Annotated in this window: 13 protein-coding genes; 9 read left to right on the forward strand and 4 right to left on the reverse strand. The window is 70.4% G+C overall.

Annotated features, from left to right (window positions below):
- Positions 1 to 32 precede the first annotated feature (32 nt).
- Positions 33 to 560 carry a hypothetical protein gene (locus ELY19_RS20070; RefSeq protein ID WP_126197923.1) on the forward strand — a complete coding sequence of 176 codons (528 nt, stop codon included), beginning with the start codon at positions 33 to 35 and terminating at the stop codon, positions 558 to 560.
- The gene (locus ELY19_RS20075) at positions 557 to 1,756 is read left to right on the forward strand and encodes an enterochelin esterase domain-containing protein (RefSeq protein ID WP_126197925.1); all 1,200 of its coding nucleotides are present in this window, start codon (positions 557 to 559) and stop codon (positions 1,754 to 1,756) included. The genes ELY19_RS20070 and ELY19_RS20075 overlap by 4 nt, the downstream gene beginning before the upstream one ends.
- Here the strand turns inward: ELY19_RS20075 and ELY19_RS20080 are convergent.
- Together ELY19_RS20080 and ELY19_RS20085 are read right to left on the reverse strand one after the other, a co-directional pair.
- Positions 1,753 to 2,694 carry an NADP-dependent oxidoreductase gene (locus ELY19_RS20080; protein ID WP_126197927.1) on the reverse strand — a complete coding sequence of 314 codons (942 nt, stop codon included), beginning with the start codon at positions 2,692 to 2,694 and terminating at the stop codon, positions 1,753 to 1,755. The two genes, ELY19_RS20075 and ELY19_RS20080, sit on opposite strands and share 4 nt — an antisense overlap.
- A gap of 316 nt (positions 2,695 to 3,010) precedes the next feature.
- Positions 3,011 to 3,775, reverse strand: a complete 765-nt coding sequence (locus ELY19_RS20085) for an IclR family transcriptional regulator (protein ID WP_126197929.1) — start codon at positions 3,773 to 3,775, stop codon at positions 3,011 to 3,013.
- A gap of 464 nt (positions 3,776 to 4,239) precedes the next feature.
- On the opposite strand from ELY19_RS20085, the gene ELY19_RS20090 reads away from it, so the two are divergent.
- The 7 genes from ELY19_RS20090 (at position 4,240) to ELY19_RS20120 (ending at position 14,181) form a co-directional block, all read left to right on the forward strand.
- Positions 4,240 to 5,748 (forward strand): NCS2 family permease, encoded by a 1,509-nt coding sequence (locus ELY19_RS20090; protein ID WP_126197932.1) that lies wholly within the window; start codon positions 4,240 to 4,242, stop codon positions 5,746 to 5,748.
- Between the two features lie 242 nt (positions 5,749 to 5,990).
- On the forward strand, positions 5,991 to 7,448 hold the full coding sequence (locus tag ELY19_RS20095; protein WP_227966985.1) for a xanthine dehydrogenase small subunit: 1,458 nt from the start codon (positions 5,991 to 5,993) through the stop codon (positions 7,446 to 7,448).
- The gene (gene xdhB / locus ELY19_RS20100; protein WP_126197934.1) at positions 7,445 to 9,871 is read left to right on the forward strand and encodes a xanthine dehydrogenase molybdopterin binding subunit; all 2,427 of its coding nucleotides are present in this window, start codon (positions 7,445 to 7,447) and stop codon (positions 9,869 to 9,871) included. Before ELY19_RS20095 ends, xdhB begins: the two co-directional genes overlap by 4 nt.
- A 7-nt stretch (positions 9,872 to 9,878) precedes the next feature.
- The gene (gene xdhC, locus ELY19_RS20105; protein ID WP_126197936.1) at positions 9,879 to 10,688 is read left to right on the forward strand and encodes a xanthine dehydrogenase accessory protein XdhC; all 810 of its coding nucleotides are present in this window, start codon (positions 9,879 to 9,881) and stop codon (positions 10,686 to 10,688) included.
- On the forward strand, positions 10,685 to 11,968 hold the full coding sequence (gene guaD, locus ELY19_RS20110) for a guanine deaminase (RefSeq protein ID WP_126197938.1): 1,284 nt from the start codon (positions 10,685 to 10,687) through the stop codon (positions 11,966 to 11,968). The genes xdhC and guaD overlap by 4 nt, the downstream gene beginning before the upstream one ends.
- 105 nt (positions 11,969 to 12,073) lie before the next feature.
- Entirely contained in the window at positions 12,074 to 13,348 is a 1,275-nt protein-coding gene (locus ELY19_RS20115) for a DUF6986 family protein (protein ID WP_126197941.1), read from the forward strand.
- The gene (locus ELY19_RS20120) at positions 13,345 to 14,181 is read left to right on the forward strand and encodes a bifunctional allantoicase/(S)-ureidoglycine aminohydrolase (protein ID WP_126197944.1); all 837 of its coding nucleotides are present in this window, start codon (positions 13,345 to 13,347) and stop codon (positions 14,179 to 14,181) included. Before ELY19_RS20115 ends, ELY19_RS20120 begins: the two co-directional genes overlap by 4 nt.
- A 68-nt stretch (positions 14,182 to 14,249) precedes the next feature.
- Here ELY19_RS20120 and ELY19_RS20125 read toward each other — a convergent pair whose 3' ends face one another.
- Both ELY19_RS20125 and dctA read right to left on the reverse strand, forming a co-directional pair.
- The gene (locus ELY19_RS20125; protein WP_126197946.1) at positions 14,250 to 15,011 is read right to left on the reverse strand and encodes an MTAP family purine nucleoside phosphorylase; all 762 of its coding nucleotides are present in this window, start codon (positions 15,009 to 15,011) and stop codon (positions 14,250 to 14,252) included.
- The gene (dctA, locus tag ELY19_RS20130) at positions 15,004 to 16,422 is read right to left on the reverse strand and encodes a C4-dicarboxylate transporter DctA (RefSeq protein WP_126197948.1); all 1,419 of its coding nucleotides are present in this window, start codon (positions 16,420 to 16,422) and stop codon (positions 15,004 to 15,006) included. The genes ELY19_RS20125 and dctA overlap by 8 nt, the downstream gene beginning before the upstream one ends.
- Positions 16,423 to 16,437 lie beyond the last annotated feature (15 nt).

Consider the following 16,437-nt stretch of genomic DNA (forward strand, 5'->3'; position numbering starts at 1 on the left):
GACGTGCTGCATCGCAGTATTACGCTGAGGTCGTGGGGGTGTTCGACAGGGCGGACGAGGGCACTGCGGAGGCGCAGGCCTACCGCGCCGAGCTCGCGGCCGAGAACGACCGCATCGCCGTCAAGGTCCTACCGGTGATCCTGGTTCTCGGTGGTCTGCTCCTCCTCTGGGCTAGCTATGCGCCCACCCGCGACGTCGTTCGCGGGCTGCTCGAACCCGAACCGCCGGTGCCCTGCGCAGGTGCAGTGATGCGGCCGGGCGATACCTGTTGGGCGGTCCTCACCGAGGGGAGTCCGACGTTCGAGCTTCTCGCGCCCGCAGGCATGGAGCTCGATCCTGCACGGGCGGAGACGATCGGGCGCACCGGTGCGTATCCGTACGACTACGTCCGGACCGCGCATTTCCAGCGGACCGCGCGGTCCGGGAGCGTCGTCGGAGCGATCATGTCCGGATCCTGCGGCGCATTGTTCCTCGTGGCAGCGGCCGCCATCCGGCGTTTCGGTCGACGCGACCGCGGCCCTGTCAGCGGTGCGGACCACCCGAACGGATCGGTCCCGTGAGACCGGAAGCGCTTCGCGGGCTCATCCTCACCGACGACGTCGCGCCGCGCCCGGGGATCACGTCGGCGCTTCGCACGCAGGGAACTCCGCTCCTCACCAATGACCCCGGCGACCCGCGGCTCGTGCGGGCGCTGTTCGTCTGGCAGGAGGATTCCGGCGATCCGCCCACCGCGGTGTACCTCTGGGTGAACCGGCTGACCGACAAGCGGCACATCGACCGCGGGATGATGAGGTCGCGCGGCGGCGGACTGTGGTTCGTCGAGCTCACCGTTCCCCGCGACGTTCTCGCAACGTATCGGTTCCTGCCGCTCGCAGCGGGTGACCGAGGGCGACGGGCGGTGCCCCCGCCGCGCGAGTTGCTTCGCCGCGCGCAGGTCGATCCGTGGAACCCGACCGCCGCAGCGGGGTCGCCGTTCGGATCGGTGCTCGCCGGGCCGGACGCACCCCGGCTCGACGCCTGGACCGCCTCGCCGGCCACGACCTCGATGGCGCTCGACCGCACCATCGATCTGGCCCCTGCGCCCCTCCGGTACCGGCTGTCCGTACCGTCCGGCGCGGGCGCGATGGATCTACTCATCGCCTTCGACGCCGACGTGTGGTTCGACCGGTTCCGGCTGCCCGACGTCCTCGCGGCCACGGGCCGACGGTGCGCCGTGCTCGGTATCGACTCACCCGCCGATCCCAGTGAGCGCGTCCGGTTTCTCGGTGCCCACGATGCCCTGTTCCCGGCGATCACCGAGGATGCGCTCGCTGCCGTTCGGATGGTGACGGGCACCCTTGGCCGGGTGACCATCGCCGGTCAGAGCCTGGGCGGGCTCGCGGCACTCTCGTTCGTGGCGCGGAACCCGGATCTCGTCGACGAGGTTCTCGCCTACTCCCCCTCCGTGTGGTGGCGGCCCGGCCTCACCGGGCGCCCCTCCGTCGTCACCGAACGGCATGGCTGGATCCACGACGTGGTCCGCGGGTGCCCGCCCGGCGGATTCTCGATCCGCCTTGCCTCCGGGGCTTTCGAGGAGGAACTCACGCCGGGCGTGCGCGACCTGGCCGCCACGGCCCACGCCGCGGGGCACGATGTCGAGTACACCGTCTACTCCGGTGGCCACGACGAGGCGCGATGGGCGGCACTCCTACTCGCCCACCTGTCGGCCGAACTCACCGACCTCCACCAGGACACCGTCCCTGGACATCACCGTTAGGGGATCAGAATGAACTTCCCGATCGGATGGGCGGCCTTCAGTTCGGTGTGAGCGCGCGCGGCGTCGGCGAGCGGGAACGTCTTCGCGACCGCATTCACCAGCTTCCCCTCACCCGCGAGATCCAGCAACGGGCCGCGGGCCTCGTCGCGGATGCGGGCGCTGTCGGGGTCGGGTCCACCGATCGCGAGGAATCCGTCCTGCGCGGCGCGACCGAATCCCGCGATCGTCACGATCCGCTGCCGATCCGCCACCAGGTCGAGTGAGACGTCGGCGGCCTCGTCGGTGCCCACCGTGTCGATCGCGGCGGTCACCCCGTCCGGCGCGACGGCGCGGACCCTCCCGGCCAGCCCGTCGCCGTACTCGACGGGGATCGCACCCAGGCCGCGCAGGTAGTCGTGGTTGGCCTCGCGTGCCGTGCCGATCACGGTGGCCCCGCGCAGCTTCGCGAGCTGCACCGCGAGGAGGCCCACTCCGCCGGCTGCGCCGTGGATGAGGACCGTGTCGCCCGCTGATAGCGCGATGCGCTCGACGGCGTCCCATGCCGTCGCGCCCGTGAGCAGGAGGCCCGCCGCATCCTCCCAGCTCAACCCCGCGGGCTTGGGAAGGACCGCACGCGCCTGCTGGATCGCGGCCGAGGCGTAGACGCCCTCGCCCCGGTAGACGACGACCTCGTCGCCGACGGCGATCGGGCCTCGCGGCCCCACGGCGTCAGGGCCGATCGCGGTCACCACCCCGGAGCCCTCGCTCCCGACCGGCTGCGGCAGCGTCGACGGGTCGTCACCGAACGCGCCGCTGTAGAGCTTGTAGTCGATCGGGTTGACGCCGATCGCCTTGAATTCGACCACGACTTCGCCGGGTCCCGGAGCGGGCAGCTCCCGGTCGATCACCTCGAGGACCTCGGGTCCTCCGAACGCCTGTGCCACTACTGCTTTCGCCATGACCTGCACAACCGCGCGCCGCCGCGATCCATTCCGGTTCGGATCACCAGGACTGGAATCGCGTTGCCACAGGAGGTACAGCTCAGTACCGTCGGCCAGCGCGGCAGGACCCGTCGGACGTGAGGAGGAGTGCACCGCCATGGCGACTACGCAGCTTCTCGCGCGAGTCAGGCCCGAGCACCTCGACACGTGCCGGCGATCCGTGCACGAGCTAGCCCCACGCGGATACGTCACCGGTCACCTCATGGCGCTTCGCGCCTTCTACGTGACGGCGGCGGCTCGGCACAGCGCCGTCATCGAATGGGTCGACTGAGCTTCAGATCTCGCGAGCACCGATCAACGCGTCGGAGATGATGCCGGTGGCCCGCTGAAGCGCGGGGATCGCACGGTCGACGAAGTCGTCGCCGAGGCGGGACACGGGGCCGGAGATTCCGACGGCCATCGGGGTGGGAGCGCCGGGTACCGCCATCGCATAGCAGCGCACGCCGACCTCCTGTTCCTCGTCGTCGATGGAGTAGCCGCGGGCGCGGACCTTCTCCACCTCCGCGAAGACGCCGGACAAGGTGCTCACACTGTTGGGCGTGGGAGCCGGAATGCCGGCCTGCCCGACCAGTTTGACGATGCGGGCGTCGTCGAGCTCGGCGAGGACCGCCTTGCCGACGCCGCTGTTGTGCAGATTGACGCGGCGGCCGGCTTCGTTGTTCGTGCGCATGCTGTGCTGTGACGGCACCTGCCCGGTGTAGATCACCATGTCGCCGTCGAGGACGGCGAGGCTCGCGGTCTCCTCGAGCTCATCGACGAGCGACTGCAGCACCGGCACCGCGACGGCACCGAGCTGACGGTTCGCGACCTCACCGAGCCGGATCAACCGGGGCCCGAGCGCGTAGCGGCGGTTGGGGAGTTGCCGGACGTAGCCGATGCCGACCAACGTGCGGAGCAGACGGTGGATCGTGGGCGGCGGCAACGGGGTGCCGGCCGACAGTTCGCTGAGTGAGCACTCGCCACCCGCGCGCCCCATCAGTTCGAGCAACTCGAACGCACGCTCCACCGACTGCACACCCGAGGTGGATTTCCCCGCCATGATGACCTCCCCACACGTCTGGTCGTTTGCTGTTCCATTCCGGACGGTACGCCCAAAATTTCCGCCGTACGTTCCGTATGGCGGTATTGATTTCAATCCGTCATGGACGAACCGCCCTCAGCGCGACGGTCGAGGGCACATTGTGCACCACGATGCGGAACGCCATCCGCGGGGACGGCGCCACCCCGCGACCCCCTCGCCGGAACGACTGACTGCTCGGTAAGCGTTGTCGCGCGGCGGAAGTCGCTGCGGACCGCGCCGAAGATCCGCTTGACAGCCCCCGTAGAGCATGTTTCACTCGACGTGATCGGAATCACATTTCCGATGGGCGGAACGCAAATCTGCGGAGCCCCACGCGATCGCCACCACGCGTCGCCTTCGATCAGCCCCACTTCGCCGTCGCTCCCCCGGAGCGCCTGACCGCGAGGGCGCCGGGCCCGGCGCTGCGGACCGAGAGGACCATCATGACAAGTCAGCAAGAGCAGAGCGGGGCCGACGAACGCGTCGAGATCCCGGCGACCGCCGAACGGACCGACGACCCTCCACGCGCGGGGGCATCGTTCCTGGATCGCTTCTTCGAGATCACCCGTCGCGGATCGACGATTCCCCGCGAGATCCGGGGCGGCCTCGTCACGTTCGTCGCCATGGCATACATCGTCGTGCTGAATCCCCTGATTCTGAGCAGTTCGTCGGACGCCGCCCAGGGAACGCTGGGGTTCGTCCAGGTCACAGCCGTCACCGGACTCACGGCCGGCGTGATCACCATCCTGTTCGGCGTGGTCGCACGACTCCCCTTCGCGCTCGCCGCCGGGCTCGGCATGAACTCCTTCCTGGCCGTCGCGGTGGTCAAGGACGTCACCTGGCCGGAGGCGATGGGCCTGGTGATCATCAACGGTGTGATCATCGTGCTCCTGGGCGCCACCGGCATCCGGACGGCGATCTTCCGGGCCGTCCCGGCCGAGCTGAAGACCGCGATCACGGTCGGCATCGGCCTCTTCATCGCCTTCATCGGCTTCGTGAACTCGGGCTTCGTCACGCGCACCCCGGCCGGCCCGCCGGTCCAGCTGGGCCACGACGGCTCGATCGACGCGATTCCCACCGCGGTCTTCATCTTCGCCCTCCTGCTCATCGCGGTCCTGGTCTCGCGACGCATCCCCGGAGCGATCCTGATCGGCATGATCGTCGCGACGATCGCGGCCATCGTCATCCAGCACTTCGCCAAGCTCGGCACTGTCGGCGACCCGAGCCACCCGGACCCGAAGGGGTGGAACCTCAGCGCCCCCGAGCTGCCCGGTCAGATCGTCGCGCTCCCCGACTTCGGCCTGATCGGCCAGTTCGACCTGTTCGGAGCCTTCGAGCGGGTGGGTGCCCTGGCGGCCACGATGCTGGTGTTCACGCTGGTCTTCACCAATTTCTTCGACGCGATGGGGTCGATGACGGGCCTGGCGCGCCAGGCGGGCGTCGGGCAGCCCGACGGGACGTTCCCTCGCATCCGCTCGGCCTTCGTCATCGAAGGCATGGGCGCGGTCGCCGGCGGCGCGACGTCGGGTTCGTCCAACACCGTCTTCGTCGACTCCGCATCCGGCATCGCGGAGGGCGCGCGCACGGGGCTCGCGGCGTGCGTGACCGGCGTCCTGTTCCTCGGCTCGATGTTCTTCGCGCCCCTGATCGGCGTCATCCCGATGGAGGTCGGCGCGGCCGCCCTGGTGGTGGTCGGATCGATGATGGTGGCCCAGATCCGCGAGATCGACTTCACCCACTTCTCGGTGGCGCTGCCCGCATTCCTCACGATCGTGACGATGCCGCTGACGTACTCGATCGCCAACGGCATCGGCGTGGGCTTCATCACCTGGGCGCTGCTCAGCGTCCTCAGCGGTCGCGGGCAGCGGTGCCACTGGTTACTGTGGGCGGTCTCGATCGGGTTCATCCTCTACTTCGTCCGAGGACCGATCACCGCGCTCATCGGCGGCTGACCTGCAACGACGCAGTGTCGAGCCGGAACGACCATCGCACCGCAGTCCGTGATGCGGAAACAAGATTCCAAAACCCCTTCCGAATGTGACCCCCGTCACCTACACTGAAATGCACTGGATCGTGTTCGCATGGATAACCAGCGGTCCAGATCAGCCTCGCAAACCATGCCTGTCCGAACCGCGTGCCGCGGTTCAGTAGGGATGCAGCGGTGACCGAAACGCTGACCGGATGTCATGTGACCGTGAACGGTCGATCCCGGCCGTTCACCGGCCCGGCCCACACGAGCGCCCTCGATTGGCTGCGCGATCAGGGCCTCACCGGAGCGAAGGAGGGGTGCGCCGAAGGCGAATGCGGGGCCTGTTCGATCCTGGTCGCCCGGCCCGGGGACCCCGACTCGCCCGACGATCGCACCCGGTGGACCGCGATCAACGCCTGCCTCACCCCCGCCGCTGCGCTCGCCGACCAGGAGGTGATCACCTCCGAAGGCCTCGGCGGGCCCGACGACCTGCACCCCGTCCAGAGCGCGATGGCACTGCGCGGCGGTTCCCAGTGCGGCTACTGCACCCCCGGCTTCATCTGCAGCATGGCCGCCGAGTTCTATCGACCGGACCGAGCCGCCGAGCTCGCGCCCGACGACGGAGGACCCGGCTGCGCAGACCACGGCGACGAACACGGCCCCAACGGCTTCGACCTGCACGCGCTATCGGGAAACCTGTGCCGCTGCACCGGTTACCGGCCGATCCGGGACGCCGCCTACGGCCTTCCCACCGAGCCCGCGCCCGACGACCCCCTCGCCGTCCGACGCTCGGCGCCGGCTCCCGCCGCGGCTCCCACCGTGGTCACCGGCTCCCAGGGGCGATTCGTCCGGCCGGCGGGCCTGGACGAGGTGCTGGACCTGCTCGCCGACGGTGACGCCCCCGCCCTGGTGGCGGGGTCCACCGACTTCGGCGTCGACGTGAACCTCAAGGGCCGTCGCGAACCCCTGGTGGTCGCCATCGACCGACTGCCCGAACTCCGCGAATTGCGCTGGGACGAGGATGTCCTCGAGATCGGGGCGGCCCTCACGCTGTCCGAGATCGAGCGCCGCCTCGACGGCCGCGTCCCGCTGCTCGCCCAGGTCTTCCCGCAGTTCGCGTCGCGCCTGATCCGCAACGCGGCGACCCTGGGCGGCAACCTCGGGACGGGCTCGCCGATCGGCGACACCCCGCCCGCTCTGCTCGCACTGGATGCGCGCCTCGTCCTCGCCTCACGCGACGGCGAGCGCATCGTCCCGCTCACGGAGTACTTCACGGGCTACCGCGCGACGGTGCGCCGCCCCGACGAGCTCATCAAGGCGATCCGGATCCCACTGCCACTGAGCCCGCTCACCGCGTTCCACAAGATCGCCAAACGGCGCTTCGACGACATCTCCAGCGTCGCTGTCGCCTTCGCGCTCACCGTCGAGGCGGGCACGATCACACGGGCCGCGATCGGCCTCGGCGGCGTGGCCGCGACCCCGCTCCGCGCCACGACCACCGAGCAGGCTCTCGTCGGGCGCCCCTGGTCGGAGGAGACCATCCGCGCCGCGGCCGAGGTGCTGCGGGCCGAGGGCACCCCGATGGACGATCACCGGGCGTCCGGCGCCTACCGCGTCGCGATGCTCGGACGATCGCTCGAGAAGCTGTTCGCCGACGGCCCGGCCCGAGAGGAGCTGTCATGAGCCACCTGTCCGAACGTCCCGCGCACCCCGTCGTCGGGCAGGAGATCCCCCACGAGAGTGCGGCCCTGCACGTGACCGGCGCGGCGCTGTACACCGACGACCTGGTCGGACGTACCCCGGGCGCTCTCCACGCCCACCCCGTCCAGGCGGATTGCGCACACGCGCGGATCGTCACGATCGACACCGAGCCCGCGCTGCGCGTCCCCGGCGTCGTCCGCGTCCTGACCGCGCACGACGTCCCCGGCGTCAACGACGCCGGCGTCAAACACGACGAGCCGCTGTTCCCCGTCGACGAGGTGATGTTCTACGGGCACGCCGTGTGCTGGGTCCTCGCCGAGACACTCGAAGCGGCCCGGCTCGGCGCCGCCGCGGTGCGCCTCGAACTCGAGCCGCTGCCCTCGCTCATCGCGGTCGGCGACGCCATCGCTGCGGAGAGCTTCCACGGCGCCCGCCCGACGGTGCGGCGCGGCGACCTCGAGACGGGCTTCGCCGAGGCCGCACACGTCTACTCGGGCGAGTTCGAATTCGCCGGCCAGGAGCACTTCTATCTGGAGACGCACGCCTCCTTGGCCCAGGTCGACGAGAGCGGACAGGTCTTCGTCCAATCCAGCACGCAGCACCCGTCGGAGACGCAGGACATCGTGGCTCACGTCCTCGGATTGCCGAGCAACGCCGTCACGGTGCAGTGCCTCCGCATGGGCGGGGCCTTCGGCGGCAAGGAGATGCAGCCGCACGGCTTCGCCGCGATCGCCGCGTTGGGCGCAACGCTCACCGGGCGCCCGGTCCGCCTGCGGTTGGACCGCACGCAGGACATGACCATGTCGGGCAAGCGGCACGGCTTCCACGCCACGTGGCGGGTCGGCTTCGACGCGGACGGACTCCTCACGGCCCTCGAGGCGACGCTCACCGCGGACGGTGGCTGGAGCCTCGATCTGTCCGAGCCGGTCCTCGCCCGCGCCCTGTGCCACATCGACAACGCCTATTGGATCCCCAATATCGCGGTGCACGGTCGGATCGCGAAGTGCCACAAGACCTCGCAGACCGCGTTCCGCGGATTCGGCGGTCCGCAGGGCATGCTCGTGATCGAGGACATCCTCGGGCGGTGCGCTCCGCTGTTGGGGCTGTCGGCGCGCGAGCTGCGTCGGCGCAATTTCTACGGCGACGGGCAGACCACGCCGTACGGCCAGCCCGTGCGGCACGCCGACCGGGTCCGTACCGCCTGGGAGCAGGTCATCGCATCCGGGGAGATCGAGGCGCGCGAGGCGGAGATCGACGCCTTCAACGCGACGCATCCGAACGTCAAACGCGCCCTCGCCGTGACCCCCGTGAAGTTCGGCATCTCCTTCAACCTCACCGCCTTCAACCAGGCCGGCGCGCTCGTCCTCGTCTACAAGGACGGGTCCGTGCTCATCAACCACGGCGGCACCGAGATGGGCCAGGGCTTGCACACCAAGATGTTGCAGGTCGCAGCCACCACGCTGGGCGTGCCGCTCTCGCGGGTGCGTCTCGCGCCGACCCGGACCGACAAGGTGCCCAACACGTCCGCCACCGCCGCGAGTTCCGGTGCCGACCTCAACGGCGGCGCGGTGAAGAACGCGTGCGAACAGATCCGCGACCGCCTCGCGGCCGTCGCCGCGTCGCTCATCGGCACCAATCCGTCGGACGTGCGGTTCAGCGACGGCACGATCAGCGGGCTCGGCGCCTCGGCGCAGAAACTCACCTGGGAGGAGGTCGTGCACGCCGCGTACTTCCAGCGCGTGCAGCTCTCGGCGTCCGGCTACTACCGGACCGAGGGCCTGCACTGGGACGCGAAGGCGATGCAGGGTGAGCCGTTCAAGTACTTCGCGTACGGCGTGGCCGCGAGCGAGGTCGAGGTCGACGGGTTCACCGGCGCGTACCGCCTGCGGCGCGTCGACATCGTCCACGACGTGGGCGATTCGCTCTCCCCGATGATCGACATCGGCCAGATCGAGGGCGGCTTCGTGCAGGGGGCCGGGTGGCTGACGCTGGAGGACCTCCGCTGGGACGAGAGCGATCGGCCCACCCGCGGGAGACTCCTCACGCAGTCCGCCAGTACCTACAAGCTGCCGAGCTTCTCGGAGATGCCGCCGGACTTCCGGGTCGCGTTGCTGGACAAAGCGCACGAGGACGGTGCGGTGTACGGCTCGAAGGCCGTCGGCGAGCCGCCGCTCATGCTCGCCTTCTCCGTGCGCGAGGCGCTGCGCCAGGCCGCGGCCGCGTTCGGGCCGCCGGGGGCATCCGTCGAACTCGCGTCCCCCGCGACTCCGGAGGCCGTGTACTGGGCGGCCGAGGCCGCGCGGACGACGGCCCCGTCCGATCCGAAGCGGAACGGGCACCGTCCGACCACGGTTCGCGCGACCGGATCCGCGGCGGCGGCACCCGCTCCCGCCCCGCTCGGCTGAGCCCGCCATGACCTGGCTGGGCGACGCCGCCCGCCTCCGCCGACAGCGTGTCCCCGCGGTCCTGATCACCCAGATCGGCGTCCGCGGGCACGCTCCCCGGGAGGCCGGCGCGAAGATGATCGCCACCGCCGACGCCGAGTTCGGCACGATCGGCGGCGGCAACTTGGAACTGACGGCGATCGACCGCGCCCGCGAACTCCTGCGGGACGCGGTCACCACGCCGGAGACGCTGACCCTGCGGTTGAACGACAAGGCCCGCAATCACCACGGGCGCCAATGCTGCGGAGGCGAGGTGGTCCTCTTGTTCGAGCCGCTACCGGTGGTCCCGGCCGTCGCGATCTTCGGGGTCGGCCACGTCGGCCTCGAACTCGCGCGCATCCTCTCGCGCCACGACGTCGAGCTCTACCTCACCGACTCGCGCCCCGAGCAACTCGAGGCCGCCCGCGGTCTGGAGCCCGGCGATGCGACCGTGCACCTGCGCCATTCGATGCTGCCCGAGGAGGTGCTGGAGGAGCTCCCGCCGGGCTGCCACGTGCTCATCATGACGCACGACCACGCCGAGGACTTCAGCCTGTGCGACCAGGTGCTGCGGACGCCCGGGCTCGGCAGCGTGGGCCTCATCGGTTCCGCCGCGAAGTGGACCCGGTTCCGCGCGATGCTCACCGACGCGGGCCACGACGCCGCGGACATCCAGACCATCCGATCCCCCATCGGGCTGAGCACCCTGACCGGCAAGCATCCGGCGACCATCGCCGTGAGCGTGGCCGCGGACCTGCTCACCCGCTTCCCCTCATCCGTGCAAGGAGACCCCTCATGACCATCTACCGCTGCCGCGTCCTCGATACCCCCGACGATCCCTTCGCCGGGGGTGAGCTGCGCTCGCACGAGGATGCCGGCATCGCGGTCGAGGCGGGCGTGATCGTCGACCGCGGCGAGTTCCGCACCGTCGTCGAACGCCACCCGGGCGTGGACATCGTCGACCTGCGCGAGGGCGTGCTCCTCCCCGGCCTGGTGGACACCCACGTGCACTATCCGCAGATCCGGGCCATCGGCGGCCTCGGCATGCCGCTGCTCGACTGGCTGGACCAGTGCGCGTTGCCGGAGGAGTGCAAGCTCGCGGACCCCGAGTACGCCCGCACCGTCGCGCGCGAGTTCCTCACGGGTCTCACCGCCGCCGGGACGACGACGGCCCTCGTCTTCGGTTCGCACTTCGCCGATGCGGTCGACGCGCTCTTCGACGAGGCCGACCGAGTCGGCGTCCGAGTCACTGCGGGCCTGGTGACCAGCGACCGCAACCTGCCGGAGCCCCTCCTCAGTACCCCGGCACGCTCCTACGACGAGGGCCGTAAGCTCGCGGAGCGCTGGCACGGCCATCGCCGACTGCGGTACGCGGTCACGCCCCGGTTCTCCTATTCGACGTCGCCGGAGATGCTGGACAGCGGCGCCGCACTCGCCGCGGACGTCCCCGGCCTCTGGTTCACCTCGCACATCAACGAGAACCCCGCCGAGATCGCGGCGGTCATCGACCAGTTCCCCGGATCGGCGGACTACCTCGACACCTACCACCGGCACGGGCTGATCCACGAGCGTTCCGTGCTGGCGCACAACGCACACCCGACCGATGCCGAGCTGGCGCTCATGGCCGGGGCGGGGGCGTCGGTCGCCCACTGTCCGACCTCGAACTCGGCCCTGGCGAGCGGCTCCTTCCCGCTGCGGCGTCACCTCGACCACGGCGTGACCGTCGCCCTCGGCACGGATGTCGGTGCGGGCAGCGGCTTCTCGTTGTTCAAGGAGGGCCTGCAGGCCTACTTCATGCAGCAGCTGCTCCAGAGGGACGGCGTACCCCTCACCGCGGCGCACCTGTTGCACCTCGCCACCCGCGCAGGCGCGACCGCGCTGGGGCTCGACGACGTGGGCGACCTGTCCGTCGGACGCCAGTTCGACGCGGTGCTGGTCCGCCCCACGCCCGGCCATCCGCTGGACGTCGGCCTGCGCCACGCCGAGTCGGCCGACAACGCCCTGGCGAAGATCTTCTCGCTGGCCACGCCCGCGGACATCGCGCGCGTCTGGGTCGGTGGCGACACGGTGGTCGCCTGACGCTCGGCGGCCCGGCCGAGGTCGTGAAATCCTTGTGCGGACCCCAGGACCGGCGTAGACTCCACTATGCGGAATTACTTTTCCATTAGCACCGACGGAGGTCCCATGCCCAGCCGCTCGCTCACCGACGACGCCCTGGCCGCGATCGAGCGTCGGCTGGCCGCCACCGATGAGTTCCTGGCTCGGAACTACCCGGGGGACGACGGCCGCCGCCGGCCCGTGCACACCGTCTACCTCCCTGCGGACCGGTTCACGCCCGCCACCGCGCGGGAGTGGGGTGATCAGGCCCTCGCGGCGGCGGACGCCGCCGGCGGCCTCGCGGCGGTCGCGCGCACGGTCGGTCTCGAAGACCCCGCACTCCCCGACCTGGTGCACCGCAAGCTCTGCGAGGAGCCGATCGAGGACGTCCGCCTGGACTTCGAGGACGGCTACGGCGACCGCGGAGACGAGACCGAGGACGCCGACGTCGCCGGCGCCGTCGACGCCGTCGCGACCGCGGTGCGGGAGGACTCGGCGCCGCCGTTCGTGGGGATCCGGTTCAAGTGCATGGAGGCCCCGGTCCGGGCCCGCGGTCTGCGGACCCTCGACCTGTTCGTGAGCGGCCTCGCGGCGGCCGGTCCCCTTCCCGACGGGCTCACCGTCACATTGCCGAAGGTCACCACGGTCGGCCAGGTCGAGGCGATGGTCGACGCGAGCCGGGCGCTCGAGGCCGCGCTGGGACTCGCCGAGCGGAGCCTGCGGTTCGAGGTGCAGGTGGAGACCCCGCAGGTGATCCTCGGAGCGGACGGCACCGCCCCTGTCGCGACCCTGCTGCACGCGGCGGACCGGCGCGTGACCTCGCTGCACTACGGCACGTACGACTACTCCGCTTCGCTCGGCATCGCCGCCCAGCACCAGTCGATGGAGCACCCCGCGGCCGATCACGCCAAGAACGTCATGCAGCTCGCCATCGCGGGGACGGGCGTGCACATGTCCGACGGCTCGACCAACATCCTGCCGATCGGCGACCCCGCCCACGTCGCCGACGCCTGGCGGCTGCACGCGCGCCTCGTGCGCCGGCACCTCGAGCGCGGCATCTACCAGGGCTGGGACCTGCACCCGGCGCAACTGATCACGCGGTTCCTGGCGACCTACGCCTTCTACCGCGACGGCTTCCCCGCCGCGGCACTACGGCTGCGGAACTACGTGCACCGCATCGATTCCGCGATCCTGGACGAGCCGGCCACGGCCCGCGCGCTCGCCTCGTTCATCCACCGCGGCGTGACCTGCGGGGCGGTCACCGCCGCCGAGGTCGCGTCCGCCGCCGAGGTCACCGTCGACACGGTCCGCGACCTCGCCCTGAACCGCCCCACCACCACCCAGCCCGAGGAGACCCGATGAGCACAGCAGCGACGAGAACGGCGCGCACCTCCTACTATTCGCCGCAGGGCGGCCACCCGCCGCAGACGGACCTGCTCACGGACCGCGCCATCGTGACCGAGGCCTACACGGTGATCCCGCGCGGCGTCATGCGCGACATCGTGACCTCGGTGTTCCCCGGGTGGACGAACACGCGGGCCTGGGTCCTCAACCGCCCGGTCGCCGGCGGCTCGACCACGTTCGCGCAGTCCATCGTCGAGGTCTCCCCCGGCGGCGGCTCGGACGCCCCGGAGCCGCAGGCACAGGTGCAGAGTTTCCTCCTCGTCACGCAGGGCGACCTGCGGGTGACGATCGACGGTACGGCGCACGACCTGACCGAGGGCGGCTACGCCTACATCCCCGCCGGCACGCCCTGGTCCGTCAGCAACACGGCCGACGGTGCCGCCGTGTTCCAGTGGATCCGCAAGCGCTACGAGCCGCTCGCCGGACACACCCCCCGCGTGGCCGTCGGCAACGAGCGGGACATCGAGCCCTCGCCGATGCCGGGCACGGACAACAAGTGGCGCACCACACGGATCCTGGATCCGCAGGACCTCGCCTACGACATGCACTGCAACATCGTGACCTTCGAGCCGGGAGCGTCGATCCCGTTCGCCGAGACCCACGTCATGGAGCACGGCCTGTACGTGCTCGAGGGCAAGGCCGTGTACCGCCTCAACGGCGACTGGGTCGAGGTGCAGGAGGGCGATTACATGTCCCTGCGCGCGTTCTGCCCGCAGGCCTGCTACGCCGGCGGACCGTCGAACTTCCGCTACCTGCTGTACAAGGACGTCAACCGCCAGATCCTCCTGTAGGAACGCCGCTGTAGGAAGTGCCCCTCCCGAATCGGGGAGGGGCACTTCCCTGTTCCTGGGGGATCACATCACGACAGGTCCGCGGCGGCGCGGATCAGCGCCGCGCGCAGGCGCTGGGTGTGCGCGTCGAGTTCCGCCTGCACACGCTCCTGGCTGACGGGCCAGGGTGTCTCGTCGATGACGTCGTGATCGGTGACCAGCGCGACGCAGGCGTAGCCCATGCCGAGTTCGCGGGCGAGCACGGCCTCGGGGTACGGCGTCGTGGACACGAGGTCCCAGCCCTGCGCGGCGTACCACCGGGACTCGGCCGCGGTCGAGAACCGTGGGCCGCGGATGGCGACGACGACGCCGCCGTCGGCCACCACCCAGCGCTGCTCGCGCAGCGCGGCGATCGCGGCGGCGCGGGTCGGCTCGGAGAACGGGTGCGCGAAGGTGACGCGCACGTCCTCGTCGTCGTGGAAGGTGTCGTCGGTGCGGCCGGTCCGGTCGACGAGCTGGTCGGGCACCACGACGGTGCCGACGCCGACCGCGGGGTCGAAGGCTCCGGCGGGGGTCGCGGCCAGGATGTGCCGCACACCGAGGTGGTGCAGGGCCCAGATGTTGGCGCGGTGATTGATCCTGTGCGGCGGGATGGTCCGCTCGCGTCCGGACCGGGTGAGGTAGGCGACGCGGCGGCCGTGCGCGGTGCCGATCACCACGTCGTCCGACGGGGTCCCGTAGGGCGTGTCCACGGGATACGAGCGGGCGTCGTCGAGGAGCCCGTAGTAGCCCCAGCTGCCGAGGATCGCCACGGTGACGTCGGCGCCGGCGGGCGCAGTGGGCTCAGGCATTCTTCGCTCCTTCGGCATCGGTGGTCGTCGCCGCAGCGGACGCGGGGGCCGGGTCCGGATCGGTCGCGCGCGGCGGGAACGCGGCGGCACCGTGGCCGGGGTGCGTCCGCACGTCGTCGGGATCGTCCACGACGAGCGTGCCCTCCAGGACGGCCTTCATCCTGTCGGTGTCGAGCAGGCCCTCCCACCGGGCGATGACGAAGGTGGCGAGGCAGTTGCCGAGCAGGTTGGTCGCGACGCGCATGGAGTCCATGAGCCGGTCCGCGCCGAGCAGGAGGGCGACCGCGGCCACGGGGAAGGCACCCACAGCGGCGGCCGTGGCGGACAGCGCGACGAACGCGGAGCCGGGAACGCCCGCCATGCCCTTGGAACTGAGGATCAGAATCCCCATGATCGTGATCTGCTGTCCCACACTGAGGTCCACGCCGACGGCCTGCGCGAGGAACATCATCGACAGCGACAGGTAGATCGCCGCCCCGTCGAGGTTGAACGAGTAGCCGGTCGGGATCACCAGGCCCACCACCGATCGGTCGCACCCCGCGGCGTCGAGCTTCTTGATGACCGAGGGCATCACCGCCTCGGACGATCCGGTGCCGAGCGCGAGCATGAACTCCTCACGGCAGTACTTGAGGAACTTCCACGTGCTCACGCCCGTGATGAGGCGCACCGCGACGGCCAGTATGAGGATGAACACGACCGCGGCGCCGTAGCACGCCAGTACGAGCATGCCGAAGGACTTGAGCGAGTCGGCACCGTAATTGCCCACCGTGAAGGCCATCGCGCCGAACGCGCCGATGGGCGCCAGGTACATGATGTAGCTGACGATCCGGAAGATCACGTGCATCGCCTGATCGATGACCTCGAGCAGGACCGGCTGGACCTTCTCGCTGATCGCCGCCAGCGCCACGCCGAACAGCACCGCGAACAGGAGCACCTGAAGCAGGTTGTTCTTGGCGAAGGCGTCGACCACCGACGTCGGGATGATGTTCATGACGAAGTCGACGCCGCCGGGCAGGTGCTCTCCGTGGGTCTTCTCGTCGAGTGCGCTGGCGTCGAGCGTCGCCGGGTCGATGTTCAGCCCGGCCCCGGGCCGGACGATGTTGCCGACCACGAGGCCGAGGGCGAGCGCGAACGTGGTGCACACGGTGAACCACAGGAGGGCCTTCGCGCCGATCTTGCCGAGCGCCGCCATGCTGCCGACCTTCGCGATGCCGGTCACCACCACGAGGAAGATCAGGGGCGAGACCAGCATCTTGATGAGCTTGATGAAGCCCTGGCCCAACGGGGCGAGATGGTCCGAGAAACCAGGGAAGAAGATGCCCGTCGCGATGCCCGCGGCGATGCCGATCAGCACCTGTACGAACAGGGATCTGTACCAGGGCTTCTTCTTCGGCGCTTCCGTCGTGGTCATGTGCCGTCCCTTCGT

Origin of the sequence: Tsukamurella paurometabola, from assembly GCF_900631615.1 — a bacterium.
Taxonomy (GTDB): Bacteria; Actinomycetota; Actinomycetes; order Mycobacteriales; family Mycobacteriaceae; genus Tsukamurella; species Tsukamurella paurometabola_A.

What these genes read in the sequence shown, in the direction of transcription:
- ELY19_RS20125 (WP_126197946.1), bottom strand. Translation starts at nt 15,011, where the DNA reads ATGCCTGAGCCCACTGCGCCCGCCGGCGCCGACGTCACCGTGGCGATC.
- ELY19_RS20115 (WP_126197941.1), top strand. Translation starts at nt 12,074, where the DNA reads ATGCCCAGCCGCTCGCTCACCGACGACGCCCTGGCCGCGATCGAGCGT.
- dctA (WP_126197948.1), bottom strand. Translation starts at nt 16,422, where the DNA reads ATGACCACGACGGAAGCGCCGAAGAAGAAGCCCTGGTACAGATCCCTG.
- ELY19_RS20120 (WP_126197944.1), top strand. Translation starts at nt 13,345, where the DNA reads ATGAGCACAGCAGCGACGAGAACGGCGCGCACCTCCTACTATTCGCCG.
- xdhC (WP_126197936.1), top strand. Translation starts at nt 9,879, where the DNA reads ATGACCTGGCTGGGCGACGCCGCCCGCCTCCGCCGACAGCGTGTCCCC.
- guaD (WP_126197938.1), top strand. Translation starts at nt 10,685, where the DNA reads ATGACCATCTACCGCTGCCGCGTCCTCGATACCCCCGACGATCCCTTC.
- ELY19_RS20090 (WP_126197932.1), top strand. Translation starts at nt 4,240, where the DNA reads ATGACAAGTCAGCAAGAGCAGAGCGGGGCCGACGAACGCGTCGAGATC.
- xdhB (WP_126197934.1), top strand. Translation starts at nt 7,445, where the DNA reads ATGAGCCACCTGTCCGAACGTCCCGCGCACCCCGTCGTCGGGCAGGAG.
- ELY19_RS20085 (WP_126197929.1), bottom strand. Translation starts at nt 3,775, where the DNA reads ATGGCGGGGAAATCCACCTCGGGTGTGCAGTCGGTGGAGCGTGCGTTC.
- ELY19_RS20080 (WP_126197927.1), bottom strand. Translation starts at nt 2,694, where the DNA reads ATGGCGAAAGCAGTAGTGGCACAGGCGTTCGGAGGACCCGAGGTCCTC.